Source organism: Neobacillus sp. SRL179 (genome assembly GCF_984799095.1).
In genome coordinates this window covers 2,453,980-2,472,718 of the sequence record NZ_OZ481792.1, presented here as the reverse complement: position 1 = coordinate 2,472,718, position 18,739 = coordinate 2,453,980, and the positions used below count along the sequence as shown (strand labels likewise).

The 18,739-nt window shown below is 39.0% G+C and carries 19 protein-coding genes and 1 pseudogene; 6 read left to right on the top strand and 14 right to left on the bottom strand.

What is annotated here, in order from left to right:
* Positions 1-157: 157 nt before the first annotated feature.
* From AC4E8C_RS12205 to AC4E8C_RS12195, 3 genes are all read left to right on the top strand, one after another.
* Positions 158-472: an ArsR/SmtB family transcription factor gene (locus AC4E8C_RS12205; protein ID WP_490212357.1), complete on the top strand. Its 315-nt coding sequence runs from the start codon at positions 158-160 to the stop codon at positions 470-472.
* A gap of 179 nt (positions 473-651) precedes the next feature.
* Positions 652-1,080: a DMT family transporter gene (locus AC4E8C_RS12200; protein WP_490212356.1), complete on the top strand. Its 429-nt coding sequence runs from the start codon at positions 652-654 to the stop codon at positions 1,078-1,080.
* Between the two features lie 11 nt (positions 1,081-1,091).
* Positions 1,092-1,565: a DMT family transporter gene (locus AC4E8C_RS12195; RefSeq protein WP_490212354.1), complete on the top strand. Its 474-nt coding sequence runs from the start codon at positions 1,092-1,094 to the stop codon at positions 1,563-1,565.
* A gap of 75 nt (positions 1,566-1,640) precedes the next feature.
* Here AC4E8C_RS12195 and AC4E8C_RS12190 read toward each other — a convergent pair whose 3' ends face one another.
* Positions 1,641-2,312: a hypothetical protein gene (locus AC4E8C_RS12190; protein ID WP_490212543.1), complete on the bottom strand. Its 672-nt coding sequence runs from the start codon at positions 2,310-2,312 to the stop codon at positions 1,641-1,643.
* A 22-nt stretch (positions 2,313-2,334) separates the two neighbouring features.
* Complete coding sequence (locus AC4E8C_RS12185; protein ID WP_490212353.1) at positions 2,335-2,895, bottom strand: GNAT family N-acetyltransferase; 561 nt, start codon at positions 2,893-2,895, stop codon at positions 2,335-2,337.
* 348 nt (positions 2,896-3,243) lie between these two features.
* Between AC4E8C_RS12185 and AC4E8C_RS12180 the strand changes: the two genes are divergently transcribed.
* Positions 3,244-3,852 carry a cell wall hydrolase gene (locus tag AC4E8C_RS12180; RefSeq protein WP_490212351.1) on the top strand — a complete coding sequence of 203 codons (609 nt, stop codon included), beginning with the start codon at positions 3,244-3,246 and terminating at the stop codon, positions 3,850-3,852.
* Positions 3,853-3,939: 87 nt separating this feature from the next.
* Here AC4E8C_RS12180 and nadR read toward each other — a convergent pair whose 3' ends face one another.
* The 5 genes and pseudogenes from nadR to AC4E8C_RS12155 form a co-directional block, all read right to left on the bottom strand.
* On the bottom strand, positions 3,940-4,953 hold the full coding sequence (gene nadR / locus AC4E8C_RS12175; protein WP_490212350.1) for a multifunctional transcriptional regulator/nicotinamide-nucleotide adenylyltransferase/ribosylnicotinamide kinase NadR: 1,014 nt from the start codon (positions 4,951-4,953) through the stop codon (positions 3,940-3,942).
* A complete protein-coding gene (pnuC, locus tag AC4E8C_RS12170; protein ID WP_490212349.1) occupies positions 4,954-5,649 on the bottom strand; it encodes a nicotinamide riboside transporter PnuC in 696 nt (231 codons plus the stop codon).
* Between the two features lie 21 nt (positions 5,650-5,670).
* On the bottom strand, positions 5,671-6,435 hold the full coding sequence (locus tag AC4E8C_RS12165) for an NUDIX domain-containing protein (RefSeq protein WP_490212542.1): 765 nt from the start codon (positions 6,433-6,435) through the stop codon (positions 5,671-5,673).
* Between the two features lie 216 nt (positions 6,436-6,651).
* Complete coding sequence (locus AC4E8C_RS12160) at positions 6,652-7,140, bottom strand: CBO0543 family protein (RefSeq protein WP_490212348.1); 489 nt, start codon at positions 7,138-7,140, stop codon at positions 6,652-6,654.
* 245 nt (positions 7,141-7,385) lie between these two features.
* A pseudogene (locus AC4E8C_RS12155) lies at positions 7,386-8,267 on the bottom strand (catalase); the annotation flags it as partial.
* 86 nt (positions 8,268-8,353) lie between these two features.
* Here AC4E8C_RS12155 and tnpB point away from each other — a divergent pair.
* Positions 8,354-9,529, top strand: coding sequence for an IS200/IS605 family element RNA-guided endonuclease TnpB (gene tnpB / locus AC4E8C_RS12150; protein WP_490212347.1), 1,176 nt, complete (start codon positions 8,354-8,356; stop codon positions 9,527-9,529).
* Positions 9,530-9,697: 168 nt separating this feature from the next.
* On the top strand, positions 9,698-10,402 hold the full coding sequence (locus AC4E8C_RS12145; protein WP_490212346.1) for an SGNH/GDSL hydrolase family protein: 705 nt from the start codon (positions 9,698-9,700) through the stop codon (positions 10,400-10,402).
* A gap of 116 nt (positions 10,403-10,518) precedes the next feature.
* Here the strand turns inward: AC4E8C_RS12145 and AC4E8C_RS12140 are convergent, their stop codons facing one another.
* The 7 genes from AC4E8C_RS12140 to AC4E8C_RS12110 form a co-directional block, all read right to left on the bottom strand.
* On the bottom strand, positions 10,519-11,490 hold the full coding sequence (locus AC4E8C_RS12140) for a sugar phosphate isomerase/epimerase family protein (protein WP_490212345.1): 972 nt from the start codon (positions 11,488-11,490) through the stop codon (positions 10,519-10,521).
* Positions 11,491-11,561: 71 nt separating this feature from the next.
* Complete coding sequence (locus AC4E8C_RS12135; protein ID WP_490212344.1) at positions 11,562-12,608, bottom strand: ABC transporter permease; 1,047 nt, start codon at positions 12,606-12,608, stop codon at positions 11,562-11,564.
* Positions 12,580-14,118, bottom strand: a complete 1,539-nt coding sequence (locus tag AC4E8C_RS12130) for a sugar ABC transporter ATP-binding protein (protein WP_490212343.1) — start codon at positions 14,116-14,118, stop codon at positions 12,580-12,582. The genes AC4E8C_RS12135 and AC4E8C_RS12130 overlap by 29 nt, the downstream gene beginning before the upstream one ends.
* A gap of 503 nt (positions 14,119-14,621) precedes the next feature.
* Positions 14,622-15,605, bottom strand: coding sequence for an ABC transporter substrate-binding protein (locus tag AC4E8C_RS12125; protein WP_490212342.1), 984 nt, complete (start codon positions 15,603-15,605; stop codon positions 14,622-14,624).
* A 102-nt stretch (positions 15,606-15,707) separates the two neighbouring features.
* Entirely contained in the window at positions 15,708-16,718 is a 1,011-nt protein-coding gene (locus AC4E8C_RS12120; RefSeq protein ID WP_490212341.1) for a Gfo/Idh/MocA family protein, read from the bottom strand.
* A 21-nt stretch (positions 16,719-16,739) separates the two neighbouring features.
* Positions 16,740-17,546: a sugar phosphate isomerase/epimerase family protein gene (locus AC4E8C_RS12115; protein ID WP_490212340.1), complete on the bottom strand. Its 807-nt coding sequence runs from the start codon at positions 17,544-17,546 to the stop codon at positions 16,740-16,742.
* 166 nt (positions 17,547-17,712) lie between these two features.
* Positions 17,713-18,723 (bottom strand): Gfo/Idh/MocA family protein, encoded by a 1,011-nt coding sequence (locus tag AC4E8C_RS12110; protein ID WP_490212339.1) that lies wholly within the window; start codon positions 18,721-18,723, stop codon positions 17,713-17,715.
* Between the last annotated feature and the right edge of the window lie 16 nt (positions 18,724-18,739).

The following is an 18,739-nucleotide window of genomic DNA, read 5'->3' as shown; positions in this document are numbered from 1 at the left end:
CTTTCAATTATCCTCCTACCAATGTTCTGAACTATCTTATTTTTAACATATTTATACCTCTTTATTCTCGATAACTGTCGACCACTGAACAACAATAGTCTTTCATTTTCAATCTCAAAATTGACATATCGAAAAAAATCGATATATAATATGAAGCATGGAACCAATCGATGTTTTTAAGGCGCTATCAAATGAAACTCGACTTAACATTTTACAATGGCTGAAGGAACCAGAGAAACATTTCCCTAAACAAGGCGCACACCTGCCAAAGGAGGTAAGCTACAAAGGCGGAGTATGTGTAGGGGATATTCAAGAAAAGGCTAAAGCTTCTCAATCTACGGTGTCACACTACTTAAATATGATGCAAAAAGCTGGTCTTCTCGAATCTGTTCGTTATGGTCAGTGGACTTATTACCGAAGAAACGAAGAAGCGATTCGTCAATTTGCTGAATATTTTAAAACGGAAATCTAAGTGGTGATTTCTGTTTTTTATTTTTAGCTACATCGATTTTTCTAGATATATAAATACAAGACTCTTATCTTCTCAAAGAGAGAATCTACAAAGGTCTATTTTGTGTAGGGGATTTTCAAGAAACAAATATCGATTATTCTAGATAAATAAATATAAAGATAATTAGGAGGGTTTATTGAATGCGTTACTTCTCGTATTTACTGGCTTTATTGGCTGGAGCCGCACTTAGTTTTGAAGGTGCAATCTACGGTGAACTAGGGAAAACAATTGGACAATTGGAAACTAGTTTTTATAACTTCTTTATGGGTTCGATCATCATGGGATTATTATGGATATTCTTCGGAAAAGGGAAACTTTCATATACCGTTGAAGCGCCTAAATGGTCGCTGCTTGGTGGTGTCTTAGGGGTTGTTTATTTAACTTCAATCGTGGTGAGTGTTCCCTTTGTCGGTGTTGGAATCACGATGGTTGCCGTCATTATTGGTCAACTGGTCATGAGTATGGTTATTGAACATAATGGCTGGCTGGGCAGCAAAAAGACAAGAATCAATAAAGAGAAAATATTTGCGGTTATTTCCATGATCATAGCACTTATTTTAGTTTATTAGGAGGTCTAAAAATGGGTATATTAATGATTCTATTTACCTTAATTGGGGGTATCACACTAAGTGCACAATCGTCTATCAATGGCACCTTTAGTCGAAAAGCAGGAACAATTGAAACGACACTTTTAACGTTTTTAACAGGAACATTGTTTTTAGCAATTTTTATTGTCTTTTTTGGTCAAGGAAATATACTTGCTATTCTGGAAGCACCCAAATGGCAATTAAGTGCTGCATTTCTAGGCACGATGTACCTACTTCTCACGGTCATCGCTGTACCAAAAATTGGCGTCATAGCAGCCAGTATCGCTGGAATAGCTGGTCAGCTTATAATCGGAATGCTGATAGATCATTTCGGGTGGTTTAATAGTTTAGTCATAGCCCTAGATATGAAACGTGCCTTTGCCTTACTATTTATGTTGATTGCTCTTTATTTTATTTATAAAGGAAATAAACGCTCAAGCGAAGAATCAGTTGTCTCAAAAAGTTAGAAAGATTTATTAGTATGGATTTCGTTTTTTTTGAAAAAAACACTTAAAGGCAATCCTCTGTTAAGAGGGTTGCCTTTAATTTTTGTCAATATGTAACTCATTCAAAATGGAAGTAATTAATGGATTTAAAGGATTAATGATAGGCTTAGATGTCATAAGTTCCACTTCCTGGGATGCATCAACCATAGATAATTGAGCCACGGACATCACTTTATTTTCCTTGTTAATTTTATTTAGATATTTAACAATTTCTTGATTATATTCGTGTTTTAAACCTTTCATCAACATTTCAAAAGTATGATTAATGATATGTACCTCTATATCTAAAGATTTTTGATGATGATAGGCATATTGATTCAGACGCTCCATCGTCCCTTTAACAGTTGCCGGATTTGTAAAAAGGATCATTTGAGGCTGCTGTATTTTACTAATGGATTCAAAGTAGGGTTCATCAATTTTTATAATTGGCACTGATATTGATAATTGTTCTTCTTGTAAAATAGCAATATAGTTTGTGCAAGTAATAAGAATAGCATCAACATGGCATTGGGCAATCCACTCTATTTGCTCTTTTACTTTGTTTTGAGCATCCCCTTCATTAAAATTGTCATCAGAGGTCACTCGAACCATTAGCCCAGGGTCAACAAAATGGATTAATTCTATATCATAAGAGGAAAGTGCGTTTTCAATATACTCAATATTTGAATGATGGGCGTGCAGGCATCCTAATCTTTTAGTCAATTCTATTCCACCTCTACTATATTTCTGATTATCTATCAAGAGTTTTATCCAAATTTCTAATTTTCCCATATAGTAATGCGTTATAATATTTTTCTTCTATAAAAAAGTGGTCTCTTAAATTCCCCTCTAACACGTAACCATTCTTTTCGAGGATCCGAGCAGAGCCAATATTTGCATCAACTACACTAGCATGGAGCCTGTGAAGATTAAGGGAGTCAAAAGCGAAATCACTCATTAGTGTCACGCATTCCGTTCCAAAACCTTTTCCCCAGCGGTCTCTATGAAAAACGTATCCAATTTCTGCATGGTTTGCTTCGTGATCGAAATTGAAAATCATCGCGGTACCAATAATAGCTCGAGTTGATTTTTCTACAATGGAAGCATAAAAATGAGTCCCCGCTTCCTCGCGTTTTATCATTTTTTTGATGTGGTCACTTGTTTCATTCAAGGTGTTCATTAAACTCCAGCCAATAAATCGTGAAACCTCTTTATCTGATGCATAACGATGGATTTCTTGAACATCTGTTATACTTAATGCTTTAAAGGAGATTTTTACACCTTCCAATGTATGAAATAAATTACTACTCATATTCTCTACGCTCCTTAAATTCTGTTACTAATTTCATTTTATATGAGGTATGAAGAAAAAGCTTTCATTATCTGAGTATGTATAGCAAATATAGTTTACATAATAATATTACAATTTACTTAAATGAAAAAATTCTTATAATCGTGACCAATATCTTGGATTTTTATTCCTCCACTACGTTATATTGCCTAGTTTATGTCACTTCCATAGGAAAATTGTCACGAAACCAATTTTTGTGTAATGTTGTTCATCAAAATAAAATGAATTGTAATGTTCTCGTTCTGTATATGAAAAGTTAGCCATGTTAGGGTAATAACATGACAATTTTTACAGGAGGTAGCACACAACATGAAGAATTCTTTGAAATCATTTATTGTAGCTTGTGTAGCTACAATGGCCATTGGAGTACACACTAATACGGCGTTGGCAATTACCAACCCCTTCATTCAAATTAAACCAAACATTCCGATAGAGGAACCACAAAATACGAAAAATCCAAACGTTTCAGCAGAAAAAGCAGTCCAGCCAACAGTAAAACCAAAAGAAGAGGCTGCTCCAGTTGAAGATCCCGCAGAACCTTCGATTTCAATTTCAGATAAAGAAAAAGACCTATTTGCCAGATTAGTTGAAGCAGAGGCAAAAGGTGAACCCTATGAAGGAAAAGTAGCCGTTGCAACCGTCGTATTAAATCGAGTGGAATCCCCTCAGTTTCCAGATACAGTGACAGATGTGATCAATCAAGTAGTCGGTGATGCATATGCCTTTTCACCTGTTCAAAATGGTGAAATTCATAAACCGGCATCAGAAGAGTCAACTCAAGCAGTAGAAGAAGCTCTAAAAAGAGAAGACACTTTAAATGATTCGATTTTTTTCTATAACCCCGACATTGCAACAGATGATTGGATCCGTACACGTCAAACAGTAAAGACAATCGGTAACCATGTATTTGCACTTTAAAAGGATGAAACCTTCATTTCATCCTTTCTCCCTTTATTGAATTCTTCTCCGCGCTCCGTTTTCCTTCGACAGAAAAATATATATCCCTCAATCTCTTAGTACCCTTTCAATCAATTCAATTGCAGCTCGTAATCGATTTTCATAGTTCCCGTTTAAAAGGTGATAGTCAATGTTTTGTTTATCTAATAATGACTTTATGTGCTGATTGTTTTGGATTCTGGCTGTTTCCTCTCCATGAACTCTTAACCCATCATCCACCCATGTGACATCGGGTTCAAGGAATAGCCAAAGATCGTATTCTTGGAGTTTCGCAATTTCATCTAGGACGGGTTGATGTTCATCATTGTATAGGTTGGAGTAAAATTGAGTGACAATCGCTTCGGTATCAATAAAAACAAGTTTATTTGCCTTCTCAATCGCCTTATATTCTTCCATTTTGTGACCGTACGCAATTTTTTGATAATCTTCCTTTATCATTATGCCATCACAGCCGCCTAATTCTTCACAAACGGTCCGACCATATTCTTCTACATAGGAAGTGTTGTAGATTTTAGCGAGGTTTTTCGTAAGAGTTGATTTGCCACAGCTTTCTGTTCCAACAATCACAATTTTTTTAATAAAATAGGGCCTAACAAAGTCAGGAATGAACTCCCAATGATGAAACACCCCTTCTGTCCGAATCGCAGTAGCAGAAATGTTCACATGCGGATCAATCAGTTTGTGCTGTGCATTTGGATATAGCTCTTGAAAAATTTCATTATAGTCTACTTCAGAACTAAAGACGGTATCAATCGGCTTTCCAATCGCCTGTTTAATTAATTGCGCCCCTTCCGCCCAATTGTAGTGGTCATTATCTTGATCATCTTCAATCGCGATGACTTTCACATGGGGCATATCTTTGGTTAATTGGGACAGCCATCGCAGCCGAATGGGCGCCGGGATATAATTCATTTTGCTATTCCGACATAGCTCCCGGTCGCGCAGCTCACTATGTGATAAAACAACATATAACTCGTCGACGATCGAGGAAGCATAAACGATGGCATACACATGACCGAGATGGAGAGGAAGAAATTTTCCACCGATAAAACCGACTGTCATTTACGCCACCTCCAGAAGTTGTTTGCTGTGTAGTTTTCTCCAGTTGATGTATCCATAAATGCTATTCACAAGGAATGCCGTCCACATTACTAACATGGAAATATCATTTCCGCCTTGAGTGATTAAAGCACTTGCCCAGAGAATAATTGATAACACATTGACTGCTATCCAGATGATCCATTGTTCCGTATATCGTTTTAACATTAAAATTTGTGCTGCAATCGATAAGACGTTGGTGGCTGAATCCGTCCAAACAATCTTGCCGCTTAAATATTTCAAGAAAAATCCATAACCAATGATGAGGATCAACATAAGTCCTACTGTATAGAGCCAGCCCGTTTTTGTCAGGCTTTTCACTCTTACATCCTCCCCTTTTACATCATGTTCTGGTTTATTCTTTTTCCATAAATAAATTCCGATAAATTGGACCGGGAAGTAAAAGAGTGCATTTAACATGACTTCGCCGTAGAGACTATAACCGTAAGCAATATAGGCATAGGTTAAAGTTTGGACAATACCGAAATAATAGTTAGCAATTTTCCCCTTTGCTACTAGAACCACACAAAGCATTCCGCTAATTGATGAAATCAGTCCAATCAGTGAGTCTTCCCATGCAATGAATAAATAAATGTTCACGATGGTAAAAATCAACAACCAGATGACTTCAAACCGCGTCCAATTTTTAAAGATCCCCATCTCGATCTCTCCCTTTGTTTTTTAACCTTGTAGTTTATTTCTATACACGGATACAATCGGCTGCACTTCATTAAAACGGTAAAGCTGTGCAGGTGTTTTGGAATAGCGATTGGATTTCTTTGGCTTGCCATTTTCTTGTACTGCTTCAATAAATGGAAGAGTTGGTGCTTTTCTAAAAAAAGCAGCATCTCTTGATATGGACGGGTCATCCAATACTGTTAACAAGACCCCCTGCAGTTCAGAAAGGACAAATTCTTCAGGTAAAAAATGCTTCGCCAATGTGGTTAAAGCCATATCCTTTCGAATAAACCAGATGGCATCATCGATAATTTGACGGTGGTCAAAAGCAAGATTCAGTTTAAGGGCTTCTTCAATCGAAAATAGCTGGATATCAGCAGCATCAATCGTTATTTTTCGATTCCTTAAGGCGTCTTCATTCGCAATCACATAATGAGCGTTTGAAATAATCCAGCCCCGGTCATCTCGGCCAGGAGAATCATAGACACCAAAATGTTTAATCCGTAATCCGCCTACTCCCGTTTCTTCGAAAAGCCTGCGTTCGGCTGCTTGAAAGGCTGTTTCCTCTGGACGAACGAATCCTCCTGGCAGCGCCCACTTACCTGCCTCAATGTTGGTATTGCCTTCATGATCCCGTTCACTTCGTTTAATCAGCATGATTTTCAATGTTTTAAGCGGCGGTTTATATTCCCCATTACTTTCCGATGTGATTGTAAACACAGCAATATCACTTGTATATCCATCAGGTGTAATAAATTGATTGTTTATCTTCACTTCTATCTCTCCTTTAATTAACAATTTGTTAATTGTTAATTATAATATATTCTACTATTGCCTGTTTGGTCAAGAATTATTTGAATCTTTTTATAAAGTTATCTCTAAAGATAAAAATGCCCAGTAACGATGCTTATCATTACTGGGCACAAAATTACCTATTGCTTTTTATATACTTCAAAGTTCTGTTTTTTAATCATACTAAAAACCTTAATGATTGAATATATTTTCATTCTGCTTAAATTGATCTAACCTCTTTATTAAGCCAATAAAACCTCTAATGGTAAATAAGGTGAAATTTACACTTGCAAAGGTATGAAGTGGTGACCATTTATTCCATTTAAATAATCGAGAATTTTTTGCAAAATACCATTGACCTAAACTCATAGGAACACTAAAGATTAAACTTTTTAAGAGCAATTTGCTAAAACGATCGTTATAGGTGATTTTGACCCAGATGACACTTAATAGTGGAAAGAACAATACATCATAAATAATATTTGTTTTAAAGATTTTTGGAAAAGGCCGAACGGGATACTCAATCCGTTTAGTTCCCACAACAAAAGCATCAATCAGCGTGGCAATAACTCCTTTTGAGAAAAAAATAAGTAAATTTTCTCTCATCTTTGAGCCCTTAAACAAAAATGGTAAGGAAACGATGCACAATACATTTAGTAGGTTTAACAATTTTTTCTCCATACGGCACAATCCTTTCAAGCGGAACATTCGATAAATTTACAATTTCCAATACCAAGTAGTATTATCCATTTTCATTTCAAGATTATTTAGGAGAAAGAGGTTATTTTCTTACTTGCCTTTTAAGTATTGCTAGGGGAAGGAATAATGAAAGAGCACCATTACTAATCCTGTAATGGCGCCCTTACTTAGAGAATTAAATCCAATAGCCTTTTAGATATTTTAGTTATTTGGTATCATCCTTAAAATTAATAAGGATCAGCTTCGTGGCTTTTCTTCACAGCCTCTTCTGTTGCTTCGTTGGCAGCTATAGTCCCTTGACCAAATTTCGATTTACCTGCTTCACTGCCTGGAACTTGGTTTTTCATCTTCGTTTCTTGGATTTCTTTCATGACCTTTTCAATGCCGTCCTTCACACGGCGGCCATAGTCTTCATCCGCTTGTGTGAAATGATCAATCATGGCATCCTGAATTCGTTTGTCACAGATCGTCAGCGCTTCTGATAGGTTTTTAATTAATTCATCGCGCTCCCAATCTTCCAAGCTGCGATACGTATGGCCCGCTTGACCGTAATTATTCGGACGATCAATTGGGGCACTCATTGCAGCCGCATTATACATGGGTTGATGCGGTGCACGATCTTCTTTACTTTCTTCCTGATAGCCGCCGAGCATCGATGATTCATAGTTAATATTGTCCTCCGGCCATAGCTTTGTATCATCGAGTGGATCAAAGTCCAGTTCTGGATGGTAAATGTCCTCCATGATTTGCACATAAAGCTCCCATTTTGGATATTCTCCCCGCTCAATCGCTTCATATAAATCCTGTGTCGCATGACCGACGTTCTTCGCTTGAATAGCGTTTGCCTCTTCTTGTGTTAGGTTTCGAATCCCTTGCTTTGGCTCCCAGTGATACTTCACCAACACAGCCTCGCCTTTTTCATTTACCCATTTGTAGGTATTAACACCAGAGCCCTGCATGTGGCGGTATATAGCTGGAATCCCCCATGGAGAGAATAGGAATGTAATCATATGCGTTGCTTCAGGTGAACGGGAAACGAAGTCAAACATCCGCTCTGGATTGGGCACGTTCGAAGCAGGGTCAGCTTTAAACGCATGAATCATAAGGGGGAGATGAATGTCGGTTGGCGATAGCCAAAACACCTCCTCTTATGATAAAATAAGAACATACATTCTCGTTAAGGGGAGTGGGTACAATGATTGTTAATAAGTCATATAAATTTCGTATCTTTCCAAATAAAAAACAAATTGAACTCACCAATAAAACGATTGGTTGTGTGAGATTCACATTCAACTTCTTTCTAAGTAAGCAGAAAAACAAGGACGCTTATTGGTATATCGTTGAAGAAATGGTGCAAAACGGTCAACTCCCAGCGAACAATTGGAAAGGAAAATGTTTGAACAAATATGAAACCGTAAAAGCAATTCCAGAATTAAAGAAACAATATTCCTTTTTGAAAGAAGTGGATAGTATTGCTTTGCAGAAATCGGTTGAAAACTTGGCTGATTCTTTCGAACGATACTACAAAAAACAAAATAAGTATCCACGTTTTAAATCGAAGAAGAATCCTGTGCAATCCTACACAACAAAGCATACGAACGGAAATATTGCTATTGAAGGTAACTATATTAAGCTGCCTAAGCTTGGATTAGTTCGTTTTGCAAAAAGTCGTGAAGTCAATGGCAAGATATTGAATGCTACCATTAGACGCAATCCATCGGGCAAATACTTTGTTTCGATAGGAACGGAGGTTGAAGTTACCGAATTGCCTAAAACAGAATCGGCTATCGGGATTGATGTCGGACTCAAAGATTTCGCTATTCTATCAGATGGAACGACTTACTCCAATCCAAAGTTTTTCCGCACCTTAGAAGAAAAGTTAGCTAAACTACAACGAATCATGAGCAGACGAACCGTTGGCGGTACTAACTGGTATAAAGCCAAACGGAAAGTTGCCTGCATTCATGAGAAAATGACAAACGCAAGAAATGATTACTTGCACAAAATCTCCACTGATATTGTCAAAAACCACGACGTTATCGGAATGGAAGATTTGTCAGTATCAAATATGTTAAAAAATCACAACCTTGCCAAAGCCATTAGTGAAGTATCATGGTCTGAGTTCAAAACCATAATTGAATACAAGGCAAAATGGTATGGAAAACAAGTTGTGACAGTTGCAAAAAATTTTCCATCCAGCCAGCTTTGCTCATGTTGTGGCTACCAAAACAAAAACGTTAAAAATCTTGGCTTGCGTGAATGGGAATGTCCAAAATGCCATACCCATCACCAAAGGGATATTAACGCAGGACAAAATCTTAAAAATGAAGCGTTAAGACTTCTAACCGTCGGTGCGACGGGGATCGCCTAATCAATAACTAGCGGATACGCTGGTGTTCTTAGGAATCTCCCCCCTTCAATCAGACCGCAAGGTCGATAAGGGGTGAGTAGTTCAACAAAAGATGACGAATGTCATTACTTTCCATTTTATAAAGATGGTATATTTAAATAAAAAATCCGCCTAAGAATGGTGATAAAAATGAAAATTATTTGTTTTGGCGATAGTTTAACACGTGGGGTCTCCGTAGTTAAAGGGAGATTGCGAATCCTGAAGGAAAACTATCCAGCTTTCTTACAAGAATTATTTAATCAGCAGGGAGAAAATGATGTTACCGTTATTAACAAAGGAGTTTTTAATGATAACTCTGATTTAATGTTGTCTAGACTAGAAAAGGATGTACTTAGTGAACATCCCGATTTTACGATTATTGAAGTTGGCGGTAACGACTGCAATTTTAACTGGAATGAAATTGTAGAAAAACCCAAGGAGGAACATCAAGCAATCGTTTCACTGCAACGGTATTTAGCGAATATCAGTGAAATTGTAAAAAAAATGAGAGATAGTGGTATTGTACCCATCATCGCTACTTTACCACCATTAGACCCAGTCAGGTATTATCAGACCATTTCCACTCAATATAGCTCTTCGATTGGAAACTGGATCGGTAAATTGGGAGGCATTCAACACTGGCATGGAATGTATAACTACCATTTAAATATATTGGCGGATGAATTAAAGGTACCCAAAATTGATGTTAGAACAGCAATTAAAAAAGCCGGCGACACGATTAATTTAATCAGCGAGGACGGCATCCATTTAACAGCAGAAGGCTATAATGCTTTTAGTATGGCAGTCTTTAATTATATAAATAAGTGGACGGATGATCGGATTCTGACTTCATAATTTTCAAAGTTTCTTCAGAAATCTGGTTTCCAACAAAAAAATATGCCAGGCACCACCCTTTTTTTGGATGGTACCTGCCTAGTTCTTATTTAACGGTGGTGTCATGTACTATACTATTATGCCCACCACATTTCAGTTTGTTCTTCTTTAAAAAGCAGCCCTTGAAGCAAAGCAATGGCTTTATTTAGACCTTCATCTACGGAAGCGAGTAAATCTTCATGTTCAATGGAGAGTACATGGTTATAACCGACGGCCCTAAGGGTGCTAATCATATCGCGCCAAACTTTTTCACTTTGCCCGTAACCAATCGTTCTGAAAGTCCAAGACCGATCAAGTACTTTACTATATGGTTTGGTATCAAGAACTCCGTTGACTTTACTATTGCTCGAATCCATATAAGTATCCTTAGCATGAAAATGAAAGATTGCCTTTTCTCGTCCAAGAACCTTAATGGCCTCAACAGGGTCTATACCTTGCCAAACGAGATGACTTGGATCGTAATTGGCCCCAATCATAGGTCCTACTCTTTCTCGTAATTTAAGGAGCGTTTCAGGATTATACACCACAAACCCTGGATGCATTTCAAACGCAATTTGATTGATTCCATGCGATTTTGCAAACGCAGCTTCTTCCTGCCAATAAGGGATCACCACTTCTTCCCATTGCCAGTCTAAAACCTCCAAATATTCGGACGGCCAGGAACAGGTGACCCAGTTTGGGAATTTTGCGTTAGCATGATCACCAGGACAACCAGAAAAGCCGTTTACGACTGGAACTCCCACTTTTTCAGCCAGTAAAACCGTTTTCCTCCATGCTTCATGAGACTGTTTCGCAAACGATTTGTTGGGGTGAAGTGGATTGCCATGGAAACTTAGCCCACTTATCTCAAGATTTCTGCTTTCTATGGCCTTTTTGAACTGACGAAGTTTAGCTTCATCCCCTACTAATTCATCTGGATTACAATGCTTTTTCCCTGGATAAATCCCAGTTCCAAGTTCTACAGCCTCTAACCCCATACTTGCTACCTTATCTAACATATCTTCAAAAGCTAAATCCTGATATAAAACGGTAAAAACACCTAATTTCAAAATTCCACCTCCGTCATTTTGTTATGGGTTGTACAATTCCTATTTATCTACCCGTACCCTTCACTTAGGTCCTATAAAGTTTTCTCCTTCCTTTGCAAAAGGACGGCGCCAATGACGATCACACCCTTAAATGCCTCTCTTAAGAAAGGTGGCACTCCAAATAAATTTAATAGATTGTTCATGACGGCAATGATCAACATCCCAAAAACAGTTCCGATGATCAATCCCTTTCCGCCCATCATACTCGTTCCACCCACCACTGCAGCAGCAATGGCATCCATTTCCATTCCTCTTCCTGCATTCGAAAAGTCCATTGAACCAATCCGAGAAACTTGAATAATGGCGGCAATCGAAACCAGAAGTCCCATTAGCGCATACACACGAACCTTGACTTTATCTACATGGACACCAGAAAGTTTCGCTGCTCTTTCATTCGATCCTACCGCAATAATCTGTCTTCCAAAGGTCGTTCGCTTCGATACATAGTAAAGAATATAGGCAATGATGGCCCAGTAGATGATGGGCATGATCATATAATTTCCCATTTTGAAACTCGCAATCTGTAAAAATTCCATTGGTACCTTTGGATTATAACCTTGCATGAAGTGCTGGGTAACACTTCTGAAAATCATCATCGCACCCAGAGTCACAATAAAGGGTGGGACCTTTCCCTTCGTAATCGAAACACCGATTAGTGTACCTAACAAATAGCCGAATAACACCACTAAAAGGATGGTCACGACAAACGCAGGAACTCCTGTCATTCCCAAGATTCCTAAGATTCCTTTGGTACTAGTGTCGAGAAGGATCATAGAAAAAGCACCCGTAACAACCAACGTAGAACCGACAGCTAAATCAATCCCTCCCGTCATAATGACAAGCGTCATGCCTAAAGCAATAATCCCGATACTCGCATTATTTCGAAGAATATTGATCCAGTTATTCAACCAGGATTGAAACCAGCTGCCAATCGAATCATAATTAAACCCTAGAACCAAGGTCTGCAGGATGACCATAATCAAGAAGGCGATGGCTGTACTAAACAACGGGACTTCTGTCCATTTTGCACGAAACCATCTAAAAAAGTTTTTATTTGTTTTGACCAATTCCGTTTCCATCACTCACTTCCTCCTCTCTTCCAGTAGTCAACTGTCCACCCGTTGCTAAACTCATGATATTATGCAGATTCATTGCCTCTCCAGCCACTTCGCCTTGAATCACACCATGGTACATGACAAGTGCACGATCACATACGCGGATAATTTCCTGCCCTTCACTCGAAAGCACGACGACCGCAATGTTTTCTTCGGCAAGTTTTAGGATGATATCATAGATATCTTCCTTCGCCCCCACATCCACACCTTGAGTTGGATTGTCTAAAATCAGCAGCTTAGGACCGGCCGCGAGCCACTTGGCTAACACCACTTTTTGCTGATTTCCTCCAGAAAGACTAGTAATGCTGTCTGTCAGCTTTCCCATCTTGATTCTTAGTGCTTGGCGCTGTTTGTCAAAATCCTCCTCGTGCTTTCGCGACTGAATGACACCGCGTTTTGACCATTTAGGCCACGTGACAATCGAGGCATTTTCAATGATATTCATATCCTTGATGATTCCATTTTCTTTCCTATTTCTTGGTAGATAGGCAATCCCATGATGGATTGCTTGTGTTGTACTTTTGATGTTGACTTCTTTTCCATTCAAGAAAGTTTTACCCGCTGATACTTTTTCTGCTCCAAAGATGGCTTGAAAAAGTTCACTACGTCCGTCACCAAGGAGTCCTGTAACACCCAGGATTTCACCCGCTCGGATGGAAAAACTGATATGGCGAAATGCCTGCTTATTGGTAAGTCCCTCTACTCGCAATACTTCCTCTCCGAATTTCTTCTCGCGCAGGAGCGGTTCCGTTCTTACATCATATCCGACCATGAATCGTGCCAGGTCTTCCGTCCTGACATCCTTCACCTGTCCTTCTTCCACGAGTTGTCCATCACGTAGAACGATGAATTTCTCACAAACTTGCAGTATTTCATTTAATTTGTGTGAGATAAAAATAATCCCCACATGGTTGGCCTTTAAAGTTCTCATCATCGTAAATACTCGTTCGATTTCTTGATCAGTTAAGGATGTCGTCGGTTCATCCATAATGATAAATGATGCCTTCATCATCATCGCCCGGCAGATTTCCACAATCTGTTTATAGGAGGCATCAAGGTCACGAACCATTGTTTTAGGATCCAAGTGAACACCCATCATTTTGAACACTTCTTCTGTCTCATGAATCATTTGTTCAAGATCCAGACGTCCCCATTTGTTTTTTAACTCTCTCCCAAGAAACATATTTTCATAGATGGGCAGATCATTAATGAGATTCAATTCTTGATGAATAAAGGCAATTCCCGCTTCCTGTGATTGTGCAGGCGTGTTGAACTGTACCTGATTGCCATCAAGGGTAATCATGCCTTCATCCATTTGATGAACCCCGCCTAGTATGTTCATCAATGTCGACTTTCCGGCACCATTTTCACCCAGCAAGGCACATATTTCGCCGCCTTTTAGGGTGATCGAGACATCTTTAAGAACATGATTGCTTCCAAAAGACTTTCGAATATGGTTCATCTCCATGATCATGACATTACCTCCAGCCCCTTGTTAACGACTAAGTTAATTTGCTGTTTTTAATTGGTTTAGGTTTTGAACTGGTTTTACATTTACTGAAGAAAGCTATTTTTTACCTTTATTGGTAAAAGAATTGGGCTTTCATTTACCCTGGGACATAAAATTTTTGCTTTATGGTAAATGGACTGGGCTTTCATTTACCTTCGAACCTAAGATTTTTGCTTTACGGTAAATGGACAGGGCTTTCATTTACCCTTGAACCTAAGATTTTTGCTTTACGGTAAATGGACTGGGCTTTCATTTACCTTGGGACCTAAGATTTTTGCTTTACGGTAAATGGACAGGGCTCTCATTTACCTTCCAAACTTGTTTTCTGGCCTTACGGTAAATGAAACAATATAATACTAACAAGCTAAAGTGACAATCTCATCAAGGTTCTACTAAGAGCCCCTTGTAGAGAGAGGGGCTATAGCTGCGCCATACCCCCTCTTTTTTAGTTCCTATAGAATAAGAGATTAATACGGGGATTTATCGTCAAGGAAATCTTTATAATTGGATTTATCCACGATGGTTGTCGGAATGATCGTCTCCTCCGGTACCGTTTGACCCTTTAATAACTTTAGTGCAACATCTACTGCATCCTTTACCATGGCTGGACTATAAAGAGCAGACTCGATGAAGATATCATTATTTTCCGGCATCATTTTAAAATATTCCTGCATACCGCCGCCGCCAGTAACGACTTTAATATCTTTTCTTCCTGCTTCTTTGATGGCTTGTAGGGCACCAATCGAAGTTTCATCATCCATAGAGTATACGGCATCAATCTTTGGATTCTTTGTCAAAATATCAGCAAAATCCTTCAACCCATCTTCCCGTGTAAACTGCGTGGCATTCGTAATCAGTTTCATGTCTGGGGCTAACTCCTTCAGGGTATCGACAAATCCTGCTTTTCTCAGCTCTGAAACGGAACCTGAGGAAGGCACCTCGAGAATCGCAACTGTTCCTTCTTTACCAATTTTATCGACAATATATTTTGCTCCCTGGACCCCCATGTCCTTGTTGTCGCCAGCGACCCTGTACACGCCATCCACATCAATCTTGATATCAAAGTTGACTATCTTGATCCCTTCATCCAGTGCCTGCTTGATCGGGACCTCCATACCTTCCCATTGAGGGAAAGCCACAATCGCTTCCGCTCCCCATGTTTTTAAATCATCTAATTGGGAAGTCATTTCTTCGGCATTATTACTAGTCTGAATCTTGTATTCTACCTCTCCGGATAGTTCTTTTGCACGGATTTCTGCGTTGTAGGCAACCGCAGCAACCCATCCATGGGTAACAGCTGGTGCTAGAATTCCAATCTTATGCTTTTTCGACCCACTGTCACCCGTTTTCCCCTCATCATCACTTGCCGTTTCTTTGTTTGAATTACAGGCACTAAGAAGTGGAACCATAATCAATGCCATCAACAACAGTAGAGATAAAGCCTTCTTCATTCAAAAACCCCCTTATTTTTAATCTAGTAAAAATAGAATGAAACCTTTCCTAAACAATCAACCGAAAGAAGCGCTTTCAAAAAATTTAAGGGCTCACTCCGGTCAATTGATCACCTCTACCCGAACTTCTTGTCTTGTTTCTAAAGACTGTTCAATGGCCTTTAGCAACTTTAAGGTATAGAGTACGTCCTCTAAAGGAATCACATCGTTCTCTTGGTTCATGTCTACACATTTCACAAAATAGGCTAGCTCATTTTGAAAGGCATCCGCTTTTTCTATTGCAATCGAAGCTTTCTTCTTGTTCGTGTAATAAGTAAACTGTTGATTGCTTTCATGAATGTTCTCAATATTCTCACCAGCTGCCACCGTAAAATCGACTGTCCCTTGGGCAGCTTGGGCCCTTAAGCTAAAAGAAAATGGAAATCCGCTGGGCATTCGCTGCGATGCTTCTACAAAGGCTTTACTCTGATTCTTACATGTCAGTGTAGTCATCACATGATCCCATGCCCCATCCTTGTTCTTTGTTCCAACTGCATAGACAGTATCAACTTGACCAAGCAAATAAGTAACGAAGTCAATATCATGGATATGGAGATCAAACAGTGCACCGCCGCTTTTTTCAGGGTCCTGAAACCACTGACTCCAGGCAGGGACCTGACCCAATCGCCTCGCATGAACGATTTCAATCTCTTTTAATTTGTTTGATTCACTATACAATTTGATCATCTGATATTCTGGCCAAAATCGCAGCACATGGGCGACAAACAGCTTTACCTTATTTTTCATAATGGCATCAACAATTCGATTAGCTGAATCCAACGTTAAGGTTAACGGTTTTTCACAAATGATATGTTTTCCTGCATTGGCTGCCTTAACTACAAATTCTTCATGTAAATAGGTGGGTAAACAAATATCGATCATGTCGATGTCTGGATGTTTCAGCAATTCTTCATAATCTGTCATAAGGGTTCCTTTGAAATAGCTCGGTATTTGATCGTTTTCCAGCTTATTTCTCGTACAGATGGCTGTCACCTGACAATTTTCAATTTTCCGGTAAGCCTCCAAATGAGTCTTGCCCATAAACCCTAAGCCCACGAGCCCAATATTCTTCATGGCTTCCACTTCCCCCCACGGTTAGCCGATTATTTTGGAAAGATAGCTGAAAGACCTTTTCACACTTTGGTTTACTTCCTCAAGATTCGAAGGACCTGCAGACGTAAATTCAATCTCCACACTAATAGGGCCTTTATAGTTTGCGTCTTTGAGCGTTTCAAAAATTTTAGGAAAATCGAGATCCCCTTCCCCAATCGCCGGAAAATTCCATTCATTAAAAGAACCAAGCTTATCCTTTAAGTGGATAAATTCCACATAATCAACGGAAGCGGCTAAATCCTCATAGGGGAGAGTATTCGCAAAAAAGATGACATTCGCTGTATCGTAATTGATTTTGACCCGGTTATTCAGTGACTGAGCTAATTTTTTTAACGAGGTGCCTGTTGGAAAATTGTTACCATGCGTTTCAAGGACGAGCGTTTTATTCAGTCTTTCACACTTTTCAATAATGGGTTCTAAATTCGCTCTTAATACGGTCTGATCTTCAATGACGTCTGCATCGTTATGGGCATCACCAGTGGAGGTGATGATATAGGGACAATCAAATTCAACCGCTAAGTCAATACTTTTTAATAGATTGGTGATGCCCTCTTCTTTCATAACATTACTATGTGCACCAATCCCGACGCATTTCATTCCGTAATCACGAAGCAATTCTTTCACATGATTTCGCTCTTTCGCCGACATGTCCGGTAAAACATGTGCTGTATGATCTTTCACTGCAGCCAATTCGATTTGCGTAAAGCCTGCATTCCTAGCTCCTTTAACGGCCTCTTCTAACGAATAACCATGGTACGTATTAGAATTGATGGCAAGCTGACCTAACATGACAACCTCCTTTAAATATCAATGGTTAACAAAATAACAGTAGTATTCTTAGAGAGTATGACTTTAGTATGACGGTCTCTTTTCCTATAGTATGAAATCCGTTACATTTATAGTATAAGAAAGTGAATATTCCTTTTATTGATTATTCAATAGAGAAAATAATCCCTTAGATAGAACCAATGATTTTCTCTACCACTTTAAGTGAGACAAGTGCCTGTTCGCCTGTTACATCTGGTTCTCGATTGTGCAGGATCGCATCGATAAAGGAATCAACCACTCCGGTAGAGGTTTGGTTATCATTGGTTTGAATCATCTCGAGTTGATAGTTGACCACTTCTCCATTCTTCTTCTCAATGATCAACTGATTTTCGGGATGTTGGTAGATTTTGATGATCCCTTTTTGACAATAGATGGTGGTTGAGTTATCTTCCGAACCATAATAGGTCCAGGAGAAGGAGGCAGTTCCCAACCGGCCTTTTTTCGTCTTTAGGGCACACACCACATTGTCGCAAACCTCAATCGGTTTTCCCTTTTCATCTACTTTATCAAGTGCCCCGTGGAAGGCATGAACATCACTAATTTCATCGTTCAATAAGTAATGGATTAAATCGATCTTATGAATGCCTAAATCACCAGCTACACCCGAATGTGATCGTTCTTTTTTAAAGAACCAAGTCGCATTCGATTTATCTACTCCCCAGCTTTCAGGTCCTTGGTGGCCAAAAGAAGTCTTGAAGGTTAGCACTTCACCTAACTCTTTTTTATCAATGATTTCTTTTGCTTTTTGATGAGCCTTTGTAAATCGCTGATTATGATCGACCATTAATTTCTTGCCGGATCTCGCTTGAGCTTCTAAAATTTTCTCTGCACAACCCACGTTGATGGCTAAAGGCTTTTCACATAAGACGTGCTTGCCATGTATTAACGCATTCGAAGAATGAATATGATGGGATTCATTGGATGAACAGTCACTAACCGCGATGATCGTCGGATCTGACAATAGTTCTTCCACTGTTTCCACCACCCGACCGCCAAATTCCTTTGCCAGTGCTTTCGCACGTTCAAGATTACGGTCAAAGAAGACAATTTCATCGACATGTGGATTTGCTTTATACTCTGGTGCATGGCGGAATTTTGCAATCGAGCCGCATCCAATGATTCCTACTTTTATGCCCAACTTTCGTACCCCCTTA

Bases quoted from the DNA above. Each gene is read 5' to 3' on its own strand.
- AC4E8C_RS12205 (WP_490212357.1), top strand. From the start codon at position 158: ATGGAACCAATCGATGTTTTTAAGGCGCTATCAAATGAAACTCGACTT.
- AC4E8C_RS12200 (WP_490212356.1), top strand. From the start codon at position 652: ATGCGTTACTTCTCGTATTTACTGGCTTTATTGGCTGGAGCCGCACTT.
- AC4E8C_RS12195 (WP_490212354.1), top strand. From the start codon at position 1,092: ATGGGTATATTAATGATTCTATTTACCTTAATTGGGGGTATCACACTA.
- AC4E8C_RS12185 (WP_490212353.1), bottom strand. From the start codon at position 2,895: ATGAGTAGTAATTTATTTCATACATTGGAAGGTGTAAAAATCTCCTTT.
- AC4E8C_RS12180 (WP_490212351.1), top strand. From the start codon at position 3,244: ATGAAGAATTCTTTGAAATCATTTATTGTAGCTTGTGTAGCTACAATG.
- nadR (WP_490212350.1), bottom strand. From the start codon at position 4,953: ATGACAGTCGGTTTTATCGGTGGAAAATTTCTTCCTCTCCATCTCGGT.
- pnuC (WP_490212349.1), bottom strand. From the start codon at position 5,649: ATGGGGATCTTTAAAAATTGGACGCGGTTTGAAGTCATCTGGTTGTTG.
- AC4E8C_RS12160 (WP_490212348.1), bottom strand. From the start codon at position 7,140: ATGGAGAAAAAATTGTTAAACCTACTAAATGTATTGTGCATCGTTTCC.
- tnpB (WP_490212347.1), top strand. From the start codon at position 8,354: ATGATTGTTAATAAGTCATATAAATTTCGTATCTTTCCAAATAAAAAA.
- AC4E8C_RS12145 (WP_490212346.1), top strand. From the start codon at position 9,698: ATGAAAATTATTTGTTTTGGCGATAGTTTAACACGTGGGGTCTCCGTA.
- AC4E8C_RS12135 (WP_490212344.1), bottom strand. From the start codon at position 12,608: ATGGAAACGGAATTGGTCAAAACAAATAAAAACTTTTTTAGATGGTTT.
- AC4E8C_RS12130 (WP_490212343.1), bottom strand. From the start codon at position 14,118: ATGATCATGGAGATGAACCATATTCGAAAGTCTTTTGGAAGCAATCAT.
- AC4E8C_RS12125 (WP_490212342.1), bottom strand. From the start codon at position 15,605: ATGAAGAAGGCTTTATCTCTACTGTTGTTGATGGCATTGATTATGGTT.
- AC4E8C_RS12120 (WP_490212341.1), bottom strand. From the start codon at position 16,718: ATGAAGAATATTGGGCTCGTGGGCTTAGGGTTTATGGGCAAGACTCAT.
- AC4E8C_RS12115 (WP_490212340.1), bottom strand. From the start codon at position 17,546: ATGTTAGGTCAGCTTGCCATCAATTCTAATACGTACCATGGTTATTCG.